We start from the raw sequence: 17712 nt of genomic DNA, 5'->3' as shown, positions 1-17712 counted from the left end.
AATCCCCACGCGGAGCATGAGGACTAGCCGTGATTACCCTGGGGTTAGCTGATTTAACTCGTTCCCGCGCTCTGCGTGGTAATGCATAACCAAAGTAGTGCTACAAATCGACACAGTCAGTCTGAATCCCCACGCGGAGCATGGGGGCTAGCCGGGATAACTCGTTCCCACGCTCTGCGTGGTAATGCATAGCCAAAGTAATACTAGCAATCAACATAGTCAATCTGAATCCCCACGCGGAGCATGGGGACTAGCCGCGATTACCCTTGGGTTAGCTGATTTAGCGAGGCACTTGCTTGCTAGCCCTGTTTTCATTAATATCCATTTTATTAATACTCGGTTAACTTAAACTGTCTATGACTCACTATTTTATTTAGGAATCAACATGATCGAACGTTTACAAACAAAACCACGCATGAGCCGTATCGTTAAACACAATGGCACTATCTACCTTTGTGGCCAAGTCTGCGCTGATGCGACCAAAGAGATTGGCGAGCAAACACAAACCATGCTTGATAAAGTCGATGAGTTATTAATTGAAGCGGGTAGCTCACGTGAAGCGATTCTTTCTGCAACTATTTATGTAAAAAGCATGAGTGAACACTTTGCGGGTATGAACGCAGTCTGGGATGCTTGGATTCCTGAAGGTTACGCACCTGCACGCGCTTGTGTAGAAGCAAGCATGGCACGTGACGCTTTGTTAGTTGAAATATCAGTGGTTGCTGCAGAGCTTTAATCATTGCAAATATAACAACAAGCATTAGCGAATCTTTCGCAATGCTTGATCAATACCCGAGTAAAATAGTAAACTATTGTTATTTGCTCAGGTATTCTCATGTCATTACAAAACCTTGAATTTAGCCACCGTCTTATTGATCAACTTCCTGCCGATCCGATCTCAGAAAACAGTTGCCGTAGTGTTGAAAACGCAGCTTACTCATGGGTAACGCCAACCGCGACTTCAAACCCAAGCCTAGTTAATTTAAACGAAACATTTGCCTCTGAATTAGGTCTGTCGGCAGAAGACTGCGCATCACAATTGTTCGTTAATGTGATGACAGGTAATGAAGTGCTTGAACAAACGAGTCCCTATGCGCTTTGTTATGGCGGTCATCAATTTGGTCAATGGGCCGGACAACTTGGTGATGGTCGTGCTATTAACCTAGTTGAAATAAACACCGAAAAACTGGGCTACCAAACCTTACAACTGAAAGGCGCGGGTAAAACGCCCTATTCTCGTCGCGGTGATGGTCTTGCTGTTTTACGCTCTTCTATTCGTGAATACCTGTGCTCTGAAGCGATGTTTAATCTGGGTATTTCCACGACACGTGTGCTTAGTTTGTGCTTAACCGGTGACCAAGTGATTCGCGATAAAATGTACGATGGTAATGCGTCACTTGAGCCCTGTGCTGTTGTATGTCGCGTATCCTCTTCTTTCTTACGTTTTGGCTCTATTCAATTACCCGCATCACGTGGTGATGAAGCGTTAATGACACAGCTAGTGCAATACAGCATTAACAATGACTACCCTGAGCTTAAGCCTGAGAATGGCAATTTTGATATCGAAACCTATTTAAATTGGTTTAAAGCGGTTTGTGATAAGACCTCTACGATGATTGTACAGTGGATGCGAGTGGGTTTTGTTCATGGTGTAATGAATACCGATAACATGTCCCTTATTGGCGAAACGATTGATTATGGCCCTTACGGTTGGATTGATGACTTTGACTTAGGCTGGACACCGAACACCACCGATGAAGGCCAAAAACGTTACCGTTTTGGTGGGCAATTTCAAGTTAGCCAATGGAATTTGTTCCAACTCGCGAATGCTATTTTTCCATTGATTGGTGAAGCTGAGCCACTGCAAAGCATTATGAGTGATTACGCGATTCACTATGAGAATAAATGGCAAACCATGATGTCTGAAAAACTGGGTTTTAAAGACTACCAAGGCAGCAGCGATCAGGATCTCTTCAAAGCATTAGAGCAATTACTCGAAACCGTTGAAACCGATATGACCTTGTTCTATCGCTTGCTAGCGACTTATCAGCCTAACAGCGATGCGTTAGCCCATTTTACTGACTGTTATTACCTTGCCGGACAACTAACAGCCAAATATGAACAACAACTCGACACTTGGTTACAACGCTATCAAGCGCGTCTTAGTTTTGATGGTCTAGCAGCATCAATACGCCAAACTAATATGAATAAAGTGAACCCTAAATATGTCTTAAGAAACTATCTTGCACAGCAAGCCATTGACCTGGCAGAAGACGGTGACTTTAGCGAGATAGAAACACTTAAAGTCTTATTAGAAAATCCTTATGATGAACAACCTGAGTACGAAAATTACGCACAACAACGTCCCGATTGGGCGCGAAATAAAGTAGGCTGTTCAATGCTTTCGTGCAGTTCATAGCAAAAACGAAACAAACAGGTCAATAAATAACTTATTGACCTGCAATTTATTGTTTCTCTGGGTACTATCTAAAGATATTGTTTATTTTAGGTAGGTTAATATGGAAAACAAACAACCACTCACGAGCAACTTATTACGTCTTTCTGCTGATAAAAAACAGTTATTGCTGTTAATCACACCAGTGCAAGATGAAGTGAGTGTTCCAAGTTTAACCCGCCTTTTTCAAAGTTCAGATCACGCTAACTTGAAGTTAAGCCTTAAAGGCCTCAACGAAGCCGTACAAAGCTTTACCCGTTTAGAAACTCAAAAAGAACGTAGTGCCGAGCTTGAGTCTGTTGCCATTGCTGATCGTTTGCATGCGCAATTAAACATCAGCTTTGATCCACTAAAAATGGTTGCCAAAGCCGTTGTCACTAGTGCCTATGGTGGCCTCCCCCTTACCATGGAGCAGCTTAAAGGTGAGATGGATGAACTCGAGATAACCGAGGGAATTATTGTAAAAACACTGACCTTACTCGTTGAAAAATCTAAACAAGCCAAAGCCGGCAGTAGCTTCCAAGCCAGTATTGCCAAAGGCACACAACCTGTGCAAGGTACCGATGCGACCTTCAAACGACTCGTTGAAACCCCTAAAGAACGCTTGCTAAAACCGAAGAAGAATGAAGATGGTACGGTAGATATGCGCAACCTTGGGCAATTAATTACGGTTAAACCCGAAACACAATTGATGCGTAAAATTCCTTGTATTGAAGGGACAGATGGCATCACAGTCACGGGTGAAATCATCCCCCATGAGTCAGGAAAAGACTTTTCCCTAGAGCTCGGTGAAAATACGCATCTCTGTGAGACAGATGAAAACTTACTGCTTGCGAGCTTATCAGGCATTCCTAAAGTGCTTAATAACGGCATGAAAGTCGACGATGTGCTCATTATTAGTAACGTGGATGTCGGTTATGGCAACGTGGAATATGAAGGCAGTGTCATTATTGAAGGCGATATTTGCGATGGTATGGCGGTCAAAGCAACGGGTGATATTACGGTTTCAGGTTTTGTTGAATCGGCTCATTTAGAATGCGGTGGCGATTTAACCGTGGGTAAAGGCATTATCGGTCACCAAGTTGAAGAAGGCAGTCATCATTACTCCTGTGAAATAAAAAGTGAAGGCAGTGTGACGGCGAGTTTTAGTCAATATACAAAAATTGAAGCCGGTCTTGAAGTGAACATTAAACAACAGTTATTACATTGCAATGTAGCCTGCAAAGGCGATATCAATGTCATAGATGAAGCGGGTATGAAAGGCACTATTTTAGGCGGCTTTTTGTGTACTAATGGCGGCGTGAACACTGTGTCAATGGGCGCAAGTGCAGGGTCAAAAACACACATTGATTTAATCGGTAATTATCCGATATTAATGGAAAACAAAAAACAAATAAATCATATCATTCAAGCAGAGAGCGATAAATTACAAAGCTTGATTGATGCGCAACGCAAAATAGATATATTACCTAATTCAGAAAAGAAGCAGACTTTAGACGCACGTTTAATGCTGACTAAAGAAGAAGTTAAAAAACATTTAAGTGAATTAAATACAAACCTTAATGATAATAAAAGTGACTTACAAAGTTACTTTGAAAATGCAAAAGTAGTGACACAAAAAGAGATGTTTAATGACGTTAGCATCAGTATTGGACGCGATAAATTCCGCTCTATTCGCAAGTATGGCCCTACCAAAGTATGTATCAAAGACTTTAAAATGTTAGCCGAACCTTTCAAAAAATAACCACTAACAATAAACAGTCGCGCGTTATCCCTTCATCGTGACTGTTTATCTTTTCGTTAACTGCTTACTAATAAATATTAACTGCTTAATCTGTTTTTTCCGCTGCCCTTTTGTTTGTCTCGTCTGATATTTAATCGCATTATATTTAAGCGCAAAGCTTTGACATAACGAGTCAGAGAGCAAAAACGTTTTACTTAATAACAGACAATATTCACTTACGGATTGCCCCGCTTCACGCTTCATACCTTGCTTATTGAAATGCCCCTGCAGTTGCAGATAAATTTTATCCTCAATGGTTATCTTGTTAACTTGCCAAGGTTTAAAAATGATCAGCAACAAGGCCGCAAAAATAATCGCCATCACTAACATCACAGCATAGGCGAGTTTTAACCACGGAATTTTAGAGAGCCAGCGTTGCATTAACTTTACTTGGCTTTGATTATCAAAGTTAACCACATAACGTGCCCATAGATAATCCATCTGCGCTAATCGCCCGCGCAACAGATTAATCAGCTCAACGGATTGCCATTTTTGTAATGAAAAATACTCATCGGCCAAAAATTCATTGCCATCTGTTAGTGCGGCTTGTAAACCTGATTCAACACGTTCAGGCGCAACATACGCGGTTGGGTCGACACGTTGCCAGCGGTTTTCTCGCCAAATTTCCACCCATGCATGGGCATCATACTGGCGAATAGTAAAAAATCCTTCCGAGGCTTGCCATTCACCGCCTAAATACCCCGTCACCATACGTGCAGGGAAACCTAATCGACGGGCAACATAAAGATAACTACTGGCAAAATGCACACAGAAACCCGCTTGCGAATTAAACAAAAAGTCATCAATCTGTTTTTCACCTAAACGAGGCGGTTCAAGGGTATAACGAAAACTTTCGGAAAAACCATTTAACAGCTGCGCTAATATGCTTTCTTTGCTTAACCCATTACTTAGATTTTCAGCTATCCATGCATCGGTTCGGTCATTGCCAAGCGCACTTTTACGCTCAGGTAATTGCGTGAATTGTCTTATTTGATTCGCCGTTAAAGGCTGTGTTTTAACCGCGCTGGTTTGCGCAACTGTGATCGCTTGTCGAGCAATAACCGGTTTATCACTGCGCAGCGAATAATCGCTCAAACTGACCAAGCCGGTTGGGGTTAACGCGTAATCTAAAACGGGTAGCCAATAATTATAATGTGGTTCAATGATCAACTCATATTCACTTTTCGGTTGTTCAGCGTTTTTAGTTTGATAAAACTGTCGCCCGCCCCCCCGTTTTGCCATGGACTCTTCTTGTTTCAACGACGTACTCTGCGACCAGGTTCTGCCATCAAAATTATCCAGTGTCATTGCGCGCCAGTAACGCTCGCTTTCTGGTGCAATAACATCGCTAAATGTAGCGCGAAATGCTAAGGCACTTGAGCGACTTAACTTAGCAATTTCACCAGGGCTAACCGTATCACTGAGCCCTGTTGTTGCTTGCTTTTGAATGGGCATTTTCCATAAAGAGGGTAAACGTGGCATCACCACAAACAGCACTATTGCCAGTGGCAAACTTAATAAACAGCTTTTAAATAGCAGTGTCAGGTAGGCATTTTTAACCAAGCGTTGTGCATGCAAGCTTAATAAAATAGCGAATAACAGCAGTAATAAAAAACTCGCCACCAAGGTGGCAACAATAGAGGTATTAAAAATAAAGAACAGCGCGATTAATATAAACCCGGTATTAACAAAAAAGTACACATCACGGGTGGATCTCAATTCCAAAAATTTCAAACTAAAACCCAGAAAAATAAGGTGCAACATAATGTTAAACACCCCTTGCTGATACAACAGCCCCACTGTCAGTGCACTGGTCGCAATCGCGACTGCGCTGAGTAGGAAACGTGGCATTAAGGCTATCCAGCCAAAGAAATGTGCGCCTCGCCAACAAGCGCAGAGCACACCAAATAACACAACATAAATGTGTAACTGTTCATATAAGGCTAAGACAATCGCGCTGTAACAAACAATAATGAGGGTCAGATTAAAACGGTTTAAGAACTCTTTCATTGCGCTTTCCCCGTATCTTGATTTTCATACTTTTGGGTTTTAGGCTCTTGAACTTTAGAGATGGGCAAAGCAAACAAGGCTAATGCGCTTAAACATTGTTGGTTATGGGTAATGCCACTGCCGACTTTTGTTGGCTCGCTATTAAGCTTTAAGGCATAACGCTGGTGGGTCTTTTGTAATTCAATAATTTGGTAACATAAAAAACTCAAACGAGTTTCCAATGGGAGATGTGTCAGGCTATTAATGTCGAGTAACACATCGCCCCCTGCCGATTGTTCAAACTGTTTACTGTACCAACCACGGCCTTGCGCTAATTGCTTCCATGCCACCGATTTTAAAGACTCACCGGGCTGATAGGTTTTAAGTGTTGAAAACTGATCCACACCCACAATGGATTGATAATGACTGTTCTCCTGTGCATTATTTGATGCACTCTCCACTTGAAATTTATTCTCAAATGGATGCGGGTATAAAAGTGCATTAAAACCAAAGTCCAAATGTGTCCAGACATTAAACAAACCAAAGGGGAATGTGGATCGTACTGTGACTCGACCGGGATTGTAATAACCACGCTGTTTTGAAAAACCATAAAGCGCAACACTGTCTTTTTCAATCACCGTTTGCAAAGCAGAGCTCGGATGCTGAAAACTGAAACTGACATCCTGTGCACATACCTTTCCTTCCGTCAGCCTTAATTTAAACAAACTGTCTCTAGCAGCAAACTGCGCGTCAGGTGTCACGGCATTTAATGTTAATCCAGCAAGGTTTTGATAGCTGAGTAATAAACAGGTGATCATAAAACTGCACAGGAAAAACACTAAAAACAGAATTAAGTTATTTTGATAATTTGTGCCTAATAAAAACAACAGCGCACAACTAATAAGAAAATGCAGACCAGATTTCGAAGGGAATATAAACGTATTACCACTGTTTAAGGTGATCACCTTAGTGGCAGGCATGCGCCGTTTTAGCCATTGGTTAAAACGGTTTTTAATGAACTTTCTTAACATGAGTGGCGTGCCATCAATTTAATGGGTCGATACGTTTAAGCAGTGTTTCACTTAATACACCATTGCTGCTTTTATCTTGGTGACTGCCCATTAAGCGATGTTCTGTCACCGCAACAAAAACCGCTTGTACATCTTCAGGAATGACATAACTGCGTTGATTAATGAATGCCATCGCTTTTGCTGCTTGCAATAAAACTTTACTACAACGGGGTGACAGTGGATTAACCGCTAAACCACCATAACGACTCTCAGCGATTAACCTTAATAGGTAATCTAATAACGCATCATTAGCTTCTACTTTTTGCACCGCAACTTGCATGGCTTGTAACTCGCTGACATCAACAATGGCCTGCACTTTTTGCTCTTTATGATCGTTCTTAAGCATTTGCATTTCAGCTTGTTGGCTTGGGAAACCCAACTCTATACGCATCATAAAACGGTCTAGCTGTGATTCAGGCAAAGGAAACGTGCCAGCTTGGTCGAGGGGGTTTTGTGTCGCGATAACAAAAAAAGGTTTAGCTAGCGGGTAGGTTGTTCCATCCACTGAGACTTGTTTTTCTTCCATCGCTTCTAATAAGGCACTTTGTGTTTTAGGGCTAGCGCGATTAATTTCGTCGGCTAATAAAACTTGGTTAAAAATGGGCCCTTGATGAAAACTAAACAACTGCTTTTGGGTATCAAAAATAGACACGCCAATAATGTCGGCGGGTAACATATCACTGGTAAATTGTACACGTTGGTAATCAAGCCCTAGGGTTTTTGCTAACGTGGCAGCTAAGGTGGTTTTGCCCATACCGGGTAAATCTTCGATTAAAAGATGCCCATCAGCGAGTAAACAGACCAAGGCTAATTTCGTTTGTTGTGTTTTACCTAGCAACACGGAATTTAGCTGCGCTAACACTTTTTCAATTTTATTGTGCATTTTTTGTCCTTTTAAACAATCCGTTGTCTTAAAATTGCTCAATATTTTTATCTAGCTCAAGATTTATGGCTCCTACACTAGCGCACAAGTGCCCTAACAGGTAGAATTTGAGCCTAAAATTTTAACTAACTTACAAAAAGAGTCGATCCGATGGGAAGAGCATATCAAAACCGTAAAGAGTCAATGGCTAAAACTGCGGGCGCAAAAACAAAAGTTTATTCTAAATACTCAAAAGAGATCTACGTATCGGCTAAAACCGGCGGCTTTGATCCAGATGGCAACCTTTCACTTCGACGCTTAATCGATGGTGCAAAAAAAGACCAAGTACCAAGTCATGTAATTAAAAATGCAATAGACAAAGCAAAAAGTGGTGCTGGCGAAGATTACGAACGTGCAACCTACGAAGGTTTTGCACCGGGTGGCTGTAGCGTTATTGTTGATTGTTTAACCGACAATAACAAACGTACTTGGACTGACGTACGTAACTGTTTCATGAAAACAGATTCTAAAATTGGTTCTCCAGGCAGTGCTGCACACATGTTTGAACACCAATCGGTATTTGTATTCAACGGTGAAGATGATGAAGCCGTTTTAGAAGATCTGATGATGGCAGATGTTGATGTGACTGACGTTGTTGCTGAAGACGGTAAAATTAGTGTTTTTTGCCCACATACAGAATTCTTTAAAGCAAAAACAGCGATTCATGAGTGTTACCCAACACTTGAGCTTGATGTTGAAGAAGTGACGTTTGTACCACAAGTTGATGCAGATATTGCTGCTGAACATGTAGAGCGCTTTGAAAAATTCATGGCAATGCTTGATGACTGTGATGACGTACAAAACGTTTACCACAACGGCGTATTACCTGAATAAACGCGGTTAGCGCACAAAACAGTTAATCCCCCCTGAAACCACGTTTTTTAACGTGGTTTTTTTATACCTATTTTGATCTACATCAGCAGCGTGTTTTCATTGTGTCGATATTGTCAGTTATCAACAATATTTTATATAAATACTATTTTGTATAAACAATGAAAAGGAGTTTACGATGGATTTTTTCGATATGTTACTCAATGACCCTGTGGTTTATTATTCAATTATTGGTCTTGGTATTACCGCAGGTATTTTTGCCTTTTTAATGTTTTTCTTTATCAAGAACATTATGAATGATAAAAAACCAGAAACTAACGAACCAAGCACCGAATAAAGAGTAAAGAAGACATTTTAATAGTTAGCAAATTTCTAACACGAATCGATCAATGTATTGAAAGGATCTCTTAACTCATTGTAGGTAACCTGAATTCAGTAAAAGCGCTCATTTATCAGAACTCAGGTTAAGTATTAATATCCGTTTACCGAGTTAAGTTAATGACCCATACAAATAAAGCACCGCGTTTAGCCAGTATCGAATTAATGAGAATTATTGCCATGTTGGCGGTGATCGTTATTCACGCGGGCCTTTTCATGCATAACCCGTTATTTAATGACCAGCCTATTGTGGGTTACTTAGCGAATCAATTAAGTCGTTTTGCGGTGCCCTTTTTCTTTATTGTCACTGGGTTTCTGATACAACCGAAACTGCATCAGCATCCCCTGGCAACCTTAATAAACTATGTGCGCCCCTTATTAACAATCTGGTTAGTCTGGTCTGTGATTACATTATTAATACCAAGCAACTTTAGATTACTGGCCAGTGTTGGTTATATCGCCGAGCGTACTGAATATTGGCAGTTCCTGTGGCAAACACCGCTTAATTCATTTTTAGAGGGAGGATTAGTACACCTTTGGTTTTTACCGGCGCTGATCATTGCGGTCACACTGATCGCCTGTTTAGAAAAACTTAATGCGCTAAAAGCATTATTACCCCTCGCGCTTATTTTATATCTTTATGGCGTACTCGCAGGCTGTTACGCAATACTCACTGAATTACCGAGCCCATTTCTCACCCGTAATGGGCCTTTTCTCAGCCTATTAATGGTCACAATCGGTTATTTTATTCGCCAATATCAGTACAACCTGAAATTGTCGTTAATCCTAGTGTTATTTAGCATTGGATTATTGGGCCATCTTTCTGAAGATTATTGGTTATCCCTGCATGATGTGACCTTTAATACCCATGATTTTTTATTTTTTACCCCCCTTTGGGCGACTGCCATTTTTTTCTTATGTCTACGTTTTCCAACCGTGGGTGATACCCCCTTAGTGCATGCCTTGAGTAAACATATTCTCGGTGTTTATGTCGCTCACCTGTCTATTATGATTGTATTTTATAATCTGGTTGGCCTGTACCAAATTAGCGGCTATACAAAAGATGTCATCATCTTTTTTGGCACACTAATAAGTACACTTTTGTTTGTTAAGATCATTGAAAAAACACCGTTTAATAAGTTACTAATGCGTTAATAAAGTAGCTGAAATAAATGTAATAAAGTGTAAATAGGTAAAATAAAACTGACGATACGCTCCATCTGTATAAATAAATGGAGCCTTGATTTATACTTGATTTTATCGCTTATTATTAAGGTTTACCGTGAATACTTTTAAAAAACTATTTAGTCGCCAGTTCTATCGTAGTGTGCCTTTTTGGCTGCTATTTCTTCTCGCGCTTTATAGTCTGATCGGGTTTGTCGCTTTACCTAAAATCATTCATAATACGATTAGTGAACAAGTTGATGCTCAGCTAGGTTGGCAAACAAGTATCAAGAAAATTGAGGTTAATCCTTTTCTTTTTACCTTAACTATTAGCGAATTAGCCATCACTGAAGAGCAAGCGGAAACCATCGCCTTCAGCCGTTTTCACGCAGATTTTGAATTACGCTCACTGTTTGAAGGTGCCTTTACCTTTAAAAATGTCGAACTTATTGATCCGAGCTTCCATTTAGCAATTGCAGCAGACGGCACAACCAACATTCAACAGGCATTAGCCCAGCATCAAATTGCCGAGGTTGAAATTGAACCCACAGCCGCCACGCCTTTTGTTATGCCTAAACTGTTGTTCGATAATATCAGTGTTAAAAATGGTTCATTGAAAGCGACTGATCACAGTCAAAAAACACTGATCAAACATCAATTAAACCCAATTAGTTTTAACCTCAAGGATTTTTCGACCTACGTTGAAAAAGGCGGGGATTATGAATTACATATTTCCCTAGGTAATGAGCAATCAATCGACTGGTCGGGTAATCTCTCCGTTGCGCCAATTTCATCTCAAGGTTCATTCTCTATCAAAGGTATTAAAGCGCATCGCTTATGGCCTTATATCGCCCCTTTTTCTCCTTACACATTGCTCCATAGTGATGTCGATTTACAATCAAACTATGCACTCAGTTATATCGACAGTCATTTCCAAGTTACCTTAGATAATGCCTTTGTGACCCTGCATGATATTAACGTCGCTTTACAAGCTGCATCACCTGAATTTGTCTCGATTAAACAGATAAAAGTGGGCCCAACGCAGTTCAATCTTAATCAACAAAATGTTGCGATTGAAAAAATCGTCATTGATAGCATTGATCTGGACTTATTAAGAGATAAAAGCGGAGAGCTGGCGCTACTTGCTCCCTTAGATAAATTCCTTGCTAAAAACAATCACAAAGAGCAAACCATTACTGAAACAACACCAGCAGTAAATCCTTCAAAGCCTTTCCAGTGGTCTATTAAGGATATTGTTGTTGAGAATAGCCAAATTAACTTTGTTGACCAATCGGTTAAAAGTGAAGCAAAAATTAAGATTCATGAGATTAACGCGTCACTGTCTGAATTGAATCAAAGCCTGGCTAACAAACAAGCCTTCTCATTGTCATATCAAGTTGAAAGCTCTAAGAAAAATAGCATTTCAGGGGATCTTACCGCACAACCTTTTAAGCTTAACAGCCATCTCGTGCTAGCAGATATTGCCCTTAACTTAGTACAACCTTATGTTAGCGAATTCGCGAATGTCAGCATCGAAAAAGGCGCATTATCTGTTACGGGTGATGTGAAATTGGCGCGGCACAAGCAACAAGGATTACAAGATGAGTTTAAAGGAAACTTTAAAGGTAATATTGCGATCACTGATTTTGATAGCCGAGACACCATTATAAAACGTCGTTTATTAGGCTGGAAAAAACTACAGGTAACACCGTTCAAGGTAAACCTCTCTCCATTAGCCATTGATATCAACAAAATAATACTCGATAAACCTTACTCTCGTTTGGTCATCACTGCAGATAGAAGCATTAACTTTTCACAATTAATGATTGCCCAAAAAGAAACTAAAAGTAAAAAAACCAAAGCCAAGAGCAAACAATCGCCCGCACCACAAATAAACATTAATGAAATTTTAATTAATGGGGGCAGCACTTATTTTGCCGACCTCTCATTGCGCCCTCAATTTGGTACCAGCATCCAAAATATGCACGGTGTGATTAAAGGCCTCTCTTCAAACAACCTTGAGTCTGCTGATGTAAAAATCAAAGGGACGGTTGAGGAATACGGAAAAGTATTAGTCGAGGGTAAAATAAACCCATTAAGTGGCGATTTATACACCGACATTAATATCAACTTTGATAAAATCGAATTAACGACACTGACGCCGTATGCCGGTCGTTATGCGGGTTATGTTATTGATAAAGGGAAACTAAGCCTGGCGTTAAACTATAAAATAGTGAAAGGTTACTTAGATGGTCACAACCGTTTAATTTTAGATCAGTTTGAATTGGGTGATGCCGTAGACAGTGAAGAGTCGCTTGACCTGCCGCTTAAACTTGCACTGGCCTTATTTAAAGATAGCGATGGCATTATCGATATTAGCTTGCCTACTACAGGTGACATGAACTCCCCTGATTTTGAAATCGGTGGTTTAATCATGAAAGCACTGCTAAATGTATTAACCAAAGCGGTTACTTCGCCTTTCTCATTACTGGCCAATTTAGCCGGTGGTGATGAGCAAACGCTTAACGCTGTGGAGTTTGAGTTAGCAAGCGCGACATTAAGTGAGCAACAAACAGCGAACTTAAAAACATTAGCTGAGCTACTCAACAAACGCCCACAGCTTATCTTAGAGATACGCGTTAACGTGGACAGTGAGCAAGAAAGTCATGTTTTAAAAATACAGGCGCTGAACACACGACTTGCACTGGCAGACAAAGCCGTCAGCGAACAAATAAACATAATGGAACAAGCGATTACTGAAACAGAGGGTGAAAAAACGCTTGAGGCGTTGAAGAAACCATTAGTTGAGGCGCAGGATCCTGAAAAAGAGGTTGAACAAGCTCTCTTTGATGAGCAATATCAGCAACTGTTATTTGATCACCTTGTGAGCGTACAGCCCTTAGCAAGCCTGCAATTAACCGAGCTAGCACAGCAACGTATTAGTGTGATTAAAAATGAATTAATTAAAATAAACACAGTGAATAATAGCCAGGTTTTTGCACTTAATCCTTCTCTTGAAGGTAGCGCTGAAAACAACATTATCACCACTACGTTTAATTTAACCAGTAAATAAAATATAAGCAGGGCTAGCAATAGCCCTGCTCAACCCCCTTCAAGCCTTCATCTGCTTTCCCGCCTTCAAGCTTTCTGCATTCAAGTCTTTGCACTTTCACGCTTTAATGTATTTTAAATATGGATATTCCCCACAAAAACATGACACAAAGTAAATATTTAACTATTTTTCGTGTTAATAAATAGTTACAATTTTCATTACTAATACCTCAACTTGGAAGACTTATGAGAACAATATCAGCAGTATTATTAACCTTAGCGATGATACCTTCAAGCTACGCACTCGAACTAGAAGGCGTTAATGGCGTAGAGATATTAGCGATCAATGGTAAAGAGGTAAAAAATAGTTTTTTCTCTCAAAAAAGTAATAAGCTAAAAGCCGGTGAACATCAGATAGTGGTGCGTTACTCAACACAATTTAACAACGATGACATCATTGAGAGTCGCCCTGCTATTTTCAGCATCGATCTACAGCAAGATACAAAAATATCTGTTCAACAAATGAATACACAACGTCAAGCAGAGAAACAGATTAAGGCCGGTTTAACGTGGCAGATCAGTAGTGAAGATAATCAATACAAAATTGATGATAGCACCACGTTAGAAGGGAAAGGTTTTATGCCTTACAGCGATATTGAAGCATTGATTGTGGCTTACAATCAAGAGAACAATATTGCCTTAGCAACATCAGGCACCGTAGCCGTAGCCGTAGCAGCAGCGACTGCAACAACCGTTGCGAGTACGCAAAAAGGCACTTTACAGTCACTTTACCAGCAGGCATCAAAGGAAGAGAAAAAAGCATTCCGTCTGTGGTTAGTAGAACAAGATATGAAATAAGCGCCTTCTTTTAGAAAAACACAGAAGACGTATTTAATGGCATAAGCATAACAAAATGTGCTTATGCCATTTTTAATAAGCTATTATTTATGACCCCTAACAAAATCTAGTCAAATCTAGCCATCAGTATTCAGGTGGATTAATTTTTCCTTAGAAAGCGTTAATGTATCAAGCGTTTCCAGTTTATTAAAACGAATCATTTGACGTAAACCCTCAGTATACGCCTCACCTCTTTCAGAATATTTATCCAATGTACCCGCCAGTTCAGTACCTGTCACCGGTGTATTATTAGCACGTAACTCAGCACGCAATACACGTAATTTCAGGTAAGCAGCATTGCTATTAATGTTAAAAATATAAGCTTCAACGGAAGCCAGCGGACTATCGAAACGTGCTACGCCGTAGTTGCCTAATTCTTTACGTTGTTGCTTTGGTTTCATGCCATTGCCACTAAAATCCCACTGGCCAAACAGCGCATTACCTTTACTCGCAAAACGTGACGTGCCCCAACCGCTCTCTTCTGCGGCTTGTGCCACCGCTAATGAAGGCGGCAAAATATCCACACGCGCTAACAAACTGACACGTTGCGCTTCAGTTAATAATTTATTTTTGTTCTTCACATCTAAAATGCGATATTTAAGCGCAATCTCAAGTAATTTTTCCGAGCTTAATGGTGCCGTTTTAACGATATGACGCTCTGCGATAACCTGCTCATTCGCGATCAGCACTAAGGGCGTGATGAGACGAAAGAAAATAGATTTTTTGGTATTCACGGGTAATTGATTAGACTTAGTTGACCAATTATCTCCGATGCCTTTAAAGGAAATACGAGGTACAACTTTACTCTCCTGCTTCCAGGTTGTTTCATGGTAATCGAGTTTATCGAATAAGGTATTTAAGGCGGCTAACGAGTTAATTGTCACCACAGAAGCGGTTTCTTCAATATGCGTTTGTGGTGGCTTTGAAACCGTTGCATCAGCGGCTTGCATATTATAATAAAGTGTTAAACCGGCGATAATAATAAGTACAGGGAAATAGATTTTGTTGTTCATGGCAGTCTCTAATAGGGAGGTGAATTAGGAATTAGAAAAGAAATGAGTAAATGAGTAAATAATAGGAGGTTATAAATATAAAAAACAGCCCTTCAAGTATATTTAAAGGACTGCTTTAAGCTAGGCAATGCAGCTAAACCATTAACGGTTAACCTTGATAAAGCTTATTGAACTTTACAATCGAAAAACCATTCAAATAATCTTCGCCGACCTTAACAATAGGCACCGCGCGAAAACCTGTTTTAGCAAACTCTTTTTGCCCTACTGGGCTTTTAATGTTTACCAAACGGAACTTGATGTTTTTAGATTCAAAATACTGTTTTGCACTATCACAATGTGGGCATTGATTGGTTGAATACAGTGTTACCCGTTTCATTGCGACTCCTAGTGTCCACAACCGCCTTCAGCGTGAATATGGCCGTGGCTTACTTCTTCTTCTGTTGCAGCACGTACTGACATAATTTCGATAGCAAACGTCAGTGATTTCCCTGCAAACGGGTGGTTAAGATCACAATCAGCGTTGAATTTACCGACTTTAACCACGGTTACTTGTTGGCGACCTTCATTAGACTCAACTAAAACAACTGAACCTACTTTCAATTTTTTTTCATTTGATTGTAAGTGCTTAATCGGGATACGTTGAATATGACCTTCTTCGCGGCGCTCACCGTAGCTTTCTTCTGGTGTTAAAGTGACTTCAATTGTATCACCAATTGTTTTGCCTTCTAGCGCAGTTTCTAACGCAGGAAATACACCACCGTGGCCGTGTAAGTAACCCATTGCTTTCTCGTTTAAACTACTTTCGAGTTGAGTACCTTCATTACTTAATGTGTAATGGAATTCAACGGCAGTGCTTTTGCTAATTAACATAATATTCTCTTTTGTCTTTCAAATTTAAGGCTGTACTGTAGCATAATTGACATGATATTTATCATGTAATAAAGCCATCGATTCAAAAACCTCTTTGCTATCGGTATAACCCATACCATGGGCTGGCAGGTAATCTTGCTGATCGACGGGGTCTTGCCCATAAGACCAAAAACTTGCGCCATCATTCGCCTCGCCATACAGACAAATGTAACTATAAATAGTGGTTAATCTGGATAAGGTATGTGAGTAACGTGGAAATGCTTCTTGGCCAATATGCGAACCATGAATAATGGAAAATCCGCCCTGATCCGTGTTTTTTTGTAAAAATTCAGAAATAGCACGATGACTTTCATAACAAAGTAAACGCCCTAATAAATTCACACTGCCCATGTTATAAGCCTGATAAATCACAATATCGACCATGTTACCGACATAAGGGTAATTTTCATATGCACTTTTTTGCAGGAATACATCGCGCATTTTACCCGATGCTTTAAAATTAAAGGCACTTAACGCACTGCTTTTACTGCCTTCAGGGTCGTCCATTAATTGACCAACGTGTAAAGCATCGGTATGCTCACTGGCAACAACTAAAGGGGCTAAACGCTGTGCAACCTGTTCAATAAATTCAATTTTTTGTTCATTTTCAGACAATAAACCAACAGCCGTTGGCGCGCAGCTTAATAAGTATTTTTTACCTGTTCTCTGCGTTTGTTGATCTAGTGCGAGGCGTGCCTCTATAATTATTTTTTGGTAAATCGCTATCTGCGCGGGGGTTTGGGTCATCACTTGATCGGGTTCATAGTCTAAATCTAAACCATCGAGATCTAATTCCGCCACCAATAATGCTAAAGAGCTAAAGTCTGCATTGATAAATTCACCACCAATTTCACCACCAGCCGAAACTAACACTTTACGCCCGGGATGATGAATTTTGCACAGGTGAATCGCTTCTTTAAGATGTTTTAATGAAGCAACATCTCCCAGTGCTTTTCCTTCACCTTCAAAAAAATAATCACTTATCGCCGCATCTAAGGATCCCGAATAGGGTTTACTTGGGTCAATAAAGGCCAGAATAACCACATTAACCGCACGATTAATTTTGGATAATGCACAGTTGTTTGGGGTTAACCAGTTTTGTTTTTCGATCCACATCGGGTAATAAGCCACGATGGGACGATCTTTGAATATAGCGGGCATTATTATTCCTTAATAAACTTAAGCTATTCATTTAATGCACCAATTGTAAATTATAAATAAAGTAAATGGTGGATATATATCAAAGATAT

15 protein-coding genes are annotated in these 17712 nt (G+C 40.2%); 8 read left to right on the top strand and 7 right to left on the bottom strand.

Going from position 1 to position 17712, the window contains the following annotated elements:
* The first annotated feature begins 385 nt into the window (after positions 1-385).
* The 3 genes from CXF74_RS00475 to CXF74_RS00465 all read left to right on the top strand — a co-directional run bounded on the left by CXF74_RS00475 (position 386) and on the right by CXF74_RS00465 (position 4199).
* Entirely contained in the window at positions 386-736 is a 351-nt protein-coding gene (locus CXF74_RS00475) for a RidA family protein (RefSeq protein WP_101080436.1), read from the top strand.
* Positions 737-835: 99 nt separating this feature from the next.
* Positions 836-2419, top strand: a complete 1584-nt coding sequence (locus CXF74_RS00470; RefSeq protein WP_101080435.1) for a protein adenylyltransferase SelO — start codon at positions 836-838, stop codon at positions 2417-2419.
* Positions 2420-2519: 100 nt separating this feature from the next.
* Positions 2520-4199, top strand: a complete 1680-nt coding sequence (locus CXF74_RS00465) for a DUF342 domain-containing protein (RefSeq protein WP_101080434.1) — start codon at positions 2520-2522, stop codon at positions 4197-4199.
* A gap of 45 nt (positions 4200-4244) precedes the next feature.
* On the opposite strand, the gene CXF74_RS00460 is transcribed toward CXF74_RS00465, so the two are convergent.
* Genes CXF74_RS00460 through CXF74_RS00450 form a run of 3 tightly spaced genes read right to left on the bottom strand, consistent with a single transcriptional unit; the run spans position 4245 to position 8180 of the window.
* Positions 4245-6248, bottom strand: a complete 2004-nt coding sequence (locus CXF74_RS00460) for a transglutaminase family protein (RefSeq protein ID WP_101080433.1) — start codon at positions 6246-6248, stop codon at positions 4245-4247.
* Positions 6245-7258, bottom strand: coding sequence for a DUF58 domain-containing protein (locus tag CXF74_RS00455; protein ID WP_101080432.1), 1014 nt, complete (start codon positions 7256-7258; stop codon positions 6245-6247). Before CXF74_RS00455 ends, CXF74_RS00460 begins: the two co-directional genes overlap by 4 nt.
* A gap of 13 nt (positions 7259-7271) precedes the next feature.
* Entirely contained in the window at positions 7272-8180 is a 909-nt protein-coding gene (locus CXF74_RS00450; RefSeq protein ID WP_101080431.1) for an AAA family ATPase, read from the bottom strand.
* 150 nt (positions 8181-8330) lie between these two features.
* Between CXF74_RS00450 and CXF74_RS00445 the strand changes: the two genes are divergently transcribed.
* The 5 genes from CXF74_RS00445 to CXF74_RS00430 all read left to right on the top strand — a co-directional run bounded on the left by CXF74_RS00445 (position 8331) and on the right by CXF74_RS00430 (position 14501).
* Positions 8331-9053: a YebC/PmpR family DNA-binding transcriptional regulator gene (locus CXF74_RS00445; RefSeq protein ID WP_101080430.1), complete on the top strand. Its 723-nt coding sequence runs from the start codon at positions 8331-8333 to the stop codon at positions 9051-9053.
* Between the two features lie 175 nt (positions 9054-9228).
* Positions 9229-9387 (top strand): hypothetical protein, encoded by a 159-nt coding sequence (locus tag CXF74_RS21865; protein ID WP_157822299.1) that lies wholly within the window; start codon positions 9229-9231, stop codon positions 9385-9387.
* Between the two features lie 161 nt (positions 9388-9548).
* On the top strand, positions 9549-10583 hold the full coding sequence (locus tag CXF74_RS00440; protein ID WP_101080429.1) for an acyltransferase: 1035 nt from the start codon (positions 9549-9551) through the stop codon (positions 10581-10583).
* Positions 10584-10710: 127 nt separating this feature from the next.
* Positions 10711-13665 carry a DUF748 domain-containing protein gene (locus CXF74_RS00435; RefSeq protein WP_101080428.1) on the top strand — a complete coding sequence of 985 codons (2955 nt, stop codon included), beginning with the start codon at positions 10711-10713 and terminating at the stop codon, positions 13663-13665.
* Positions 13666-13889: 224 nt separating this feature from the next.
* A complete protein-coding gene (locus tag CXF74_RS00430) occupies positions 13890-14501 on the top strand; it encodes a DUF2057 family protein (RefSeq protein WP_101080427.1) in 612 nt (203 codons plus the stop codon).
* A 116-nt stretch (positions 14502-14617) separates the two neighbouring features.
* On the opposite strand, the gene CXF74_RS00425 is transcribed toward CXF74_RS00430, so the two are convergent.
* From CXF74_RS00425 to CXF74_RS00410, 4 genes are all read right to left on the bottom strand, one after another.
* Positions 14618-15553: a glucosaminidase domain-containing protein gene (locus CXF74_RS00425; RefSeq protein WP_198552738.1), complete on the bottom strand. Its 936-nt coding sequence runs from the start codon at positions 15551-15553 to the stop codon at positions 14618-14620.
* Between the two features lie 148 nt (positions 15554-15701).
* Complete coding sequence (locus tag CXF74_RS00420; protein WP_101080426.1) at positions 15702-15929, bottom strand: glutaredoxin family protein; 228 nt, start codon at positions 15927-15929, stop codon at positions 15702-15704.
* 8 nt (positions 15930-15937) lie between these two features.
* Positions 15938-16423, bottom strand: a complete 486-nt coding sequence (locus CXF74_RS00415) for an FKBP-type peptidyl-prolyl cis-trans isomerase (RefSeq protein WP_101080425.1) — start codon at positions 16421-16423, stop codon at positions 15938-15940.
* Between the two features lie 24 nt (positions 16424-16447).
* Positions 16448-17623, bottom strand: a complete 1176-nt coding sequence (locus tag CXF74_RS00410) for a glycosyl hydrolase family 18 protein (protein ID WP_101080424.1) — start codon at positions 17621-17623, stop codon at positions 16448-16450.
* Positions 17624-17712 lie beyond the last annotated feature (89 nt).

Source organism: Psychromonas sp. Urea-02u-13 (genome assembly GCF_002835995.1).
Classification (GTDB): Bacteria; Pseudomonadota; Gammaproteobacteria; order Enterobacterales; family Psychromonadaceae; genus Psychromonas.
The sequence above is the reverse complement of the archived record's forward strand: the minus strand, read 5'-3'. Positions and strand labels throughout refer to the sequence as shown.

What these genes read in the sequence shown, in the direction of transcription:
- CXF74_RS00475 (WP_101080436.1), top strand. Translation starts at nt 386, where the DNA reads ATGATCGAACGTTTACAAACAAAACCACGCATGAGCCGTATCGTTAAA.
- CXF74_RS00470 (WP_101080435.1), top strand. Translation starts at nt 836, where the DNA reads ATGTCATTACAAAACCTTGAATTTAGCCACCGTCTTATTGATCAACTT.
- CXF74_RS00465 (WP_101080434.1), top strand. Translation starts at nt 2,520, where the DNA reads ATGGAAAACAAACAACCACTCACGAGCAACTTATTACGTCTTTCTGCT.
- CXF74_RS00460 (WP_101080433.1), bottom strand. Translation starts at nt 6,248, where the DNA reads ATGAAAGAGTTCTTAAACCGTTTTAATCTGACCCTCATTATTGTTTGT.
- CXF74_RS00455 (WP_101080432.1), bottom strand. Translation starts at nt 7,258, where the DNA reads ATGTTAAGAAAGTTCATTAAAAACCGTTTTAACCAATGGCTAAAACGG.
- CXF74_RS00450 (WP_101080431.1), bottom strand. Translation starts at nt 8,180, where the DNA reads ATGCACAATAAAATTGAAAAAGTGTTAGCGCAGCTAAATTCCGTGTTG.
- CXF74_RS00445 (WP_101080430.1), top strand. Translation starts at nt 8,331, where the DNA reads ATGGGAAGAGCATATCAAAACCGTAAAGAGTCAATGGCTAAAACTGCG.
- CXF74_RS21865 (WP_157822299.1), top strand. Translation starts at nt 9,229, where the DNA reads ATGGATTTTTTCGATATGTTACTCAATGACCCTGTGGTTTATTATTCA.
- CXF74_RS00440 (WP_101080429.1), top strand. Translation starts at nt 9,549, where the DNA reads ATGACCCATACAAATAAAGCACCGCGTTTAGCCAGTATCGAATTAATG.
- CXF74_RS00430 (WP_101080427.1), top strand. Translation starts at nt 13,890, where the DNA reads ATGAGAACAATATCAGCAGTATTATTAACCTTAGCGATGATACCTTCA.
- CXF74_RS00425 (WP_198552738.1), bottom strand. Translation starts at nt 15,553, where the DNA reads ATGAACAACAAAATCTATTTCCCTGTACTTATTATTATCGCCGGTTTA.
- CXF74_RS00420 (WP_101080426.1), bottom strand. Translation starts at nt 15,929, where the DNA reads ATGAAACGGGTAACACTGTATTCAACCAATCAATGCCCACATTGTGAT.
- CXF74_RS00415 (WP_101080425.1), bottom strand. Translation starts at nt 16,423, where the DNA reads ATGTTAATTAGCAAAAGCACTGCCGTTGAATTCCATTACACATTAAGT.
- CXF74_RS00410 (WP_101080424.1), bottom strand. Translation starts at nt 17,623, where the DNA reads ATGCCCGCTATATTCAAAGATCGTCCCATCGTGGCTTATTACCCGATG.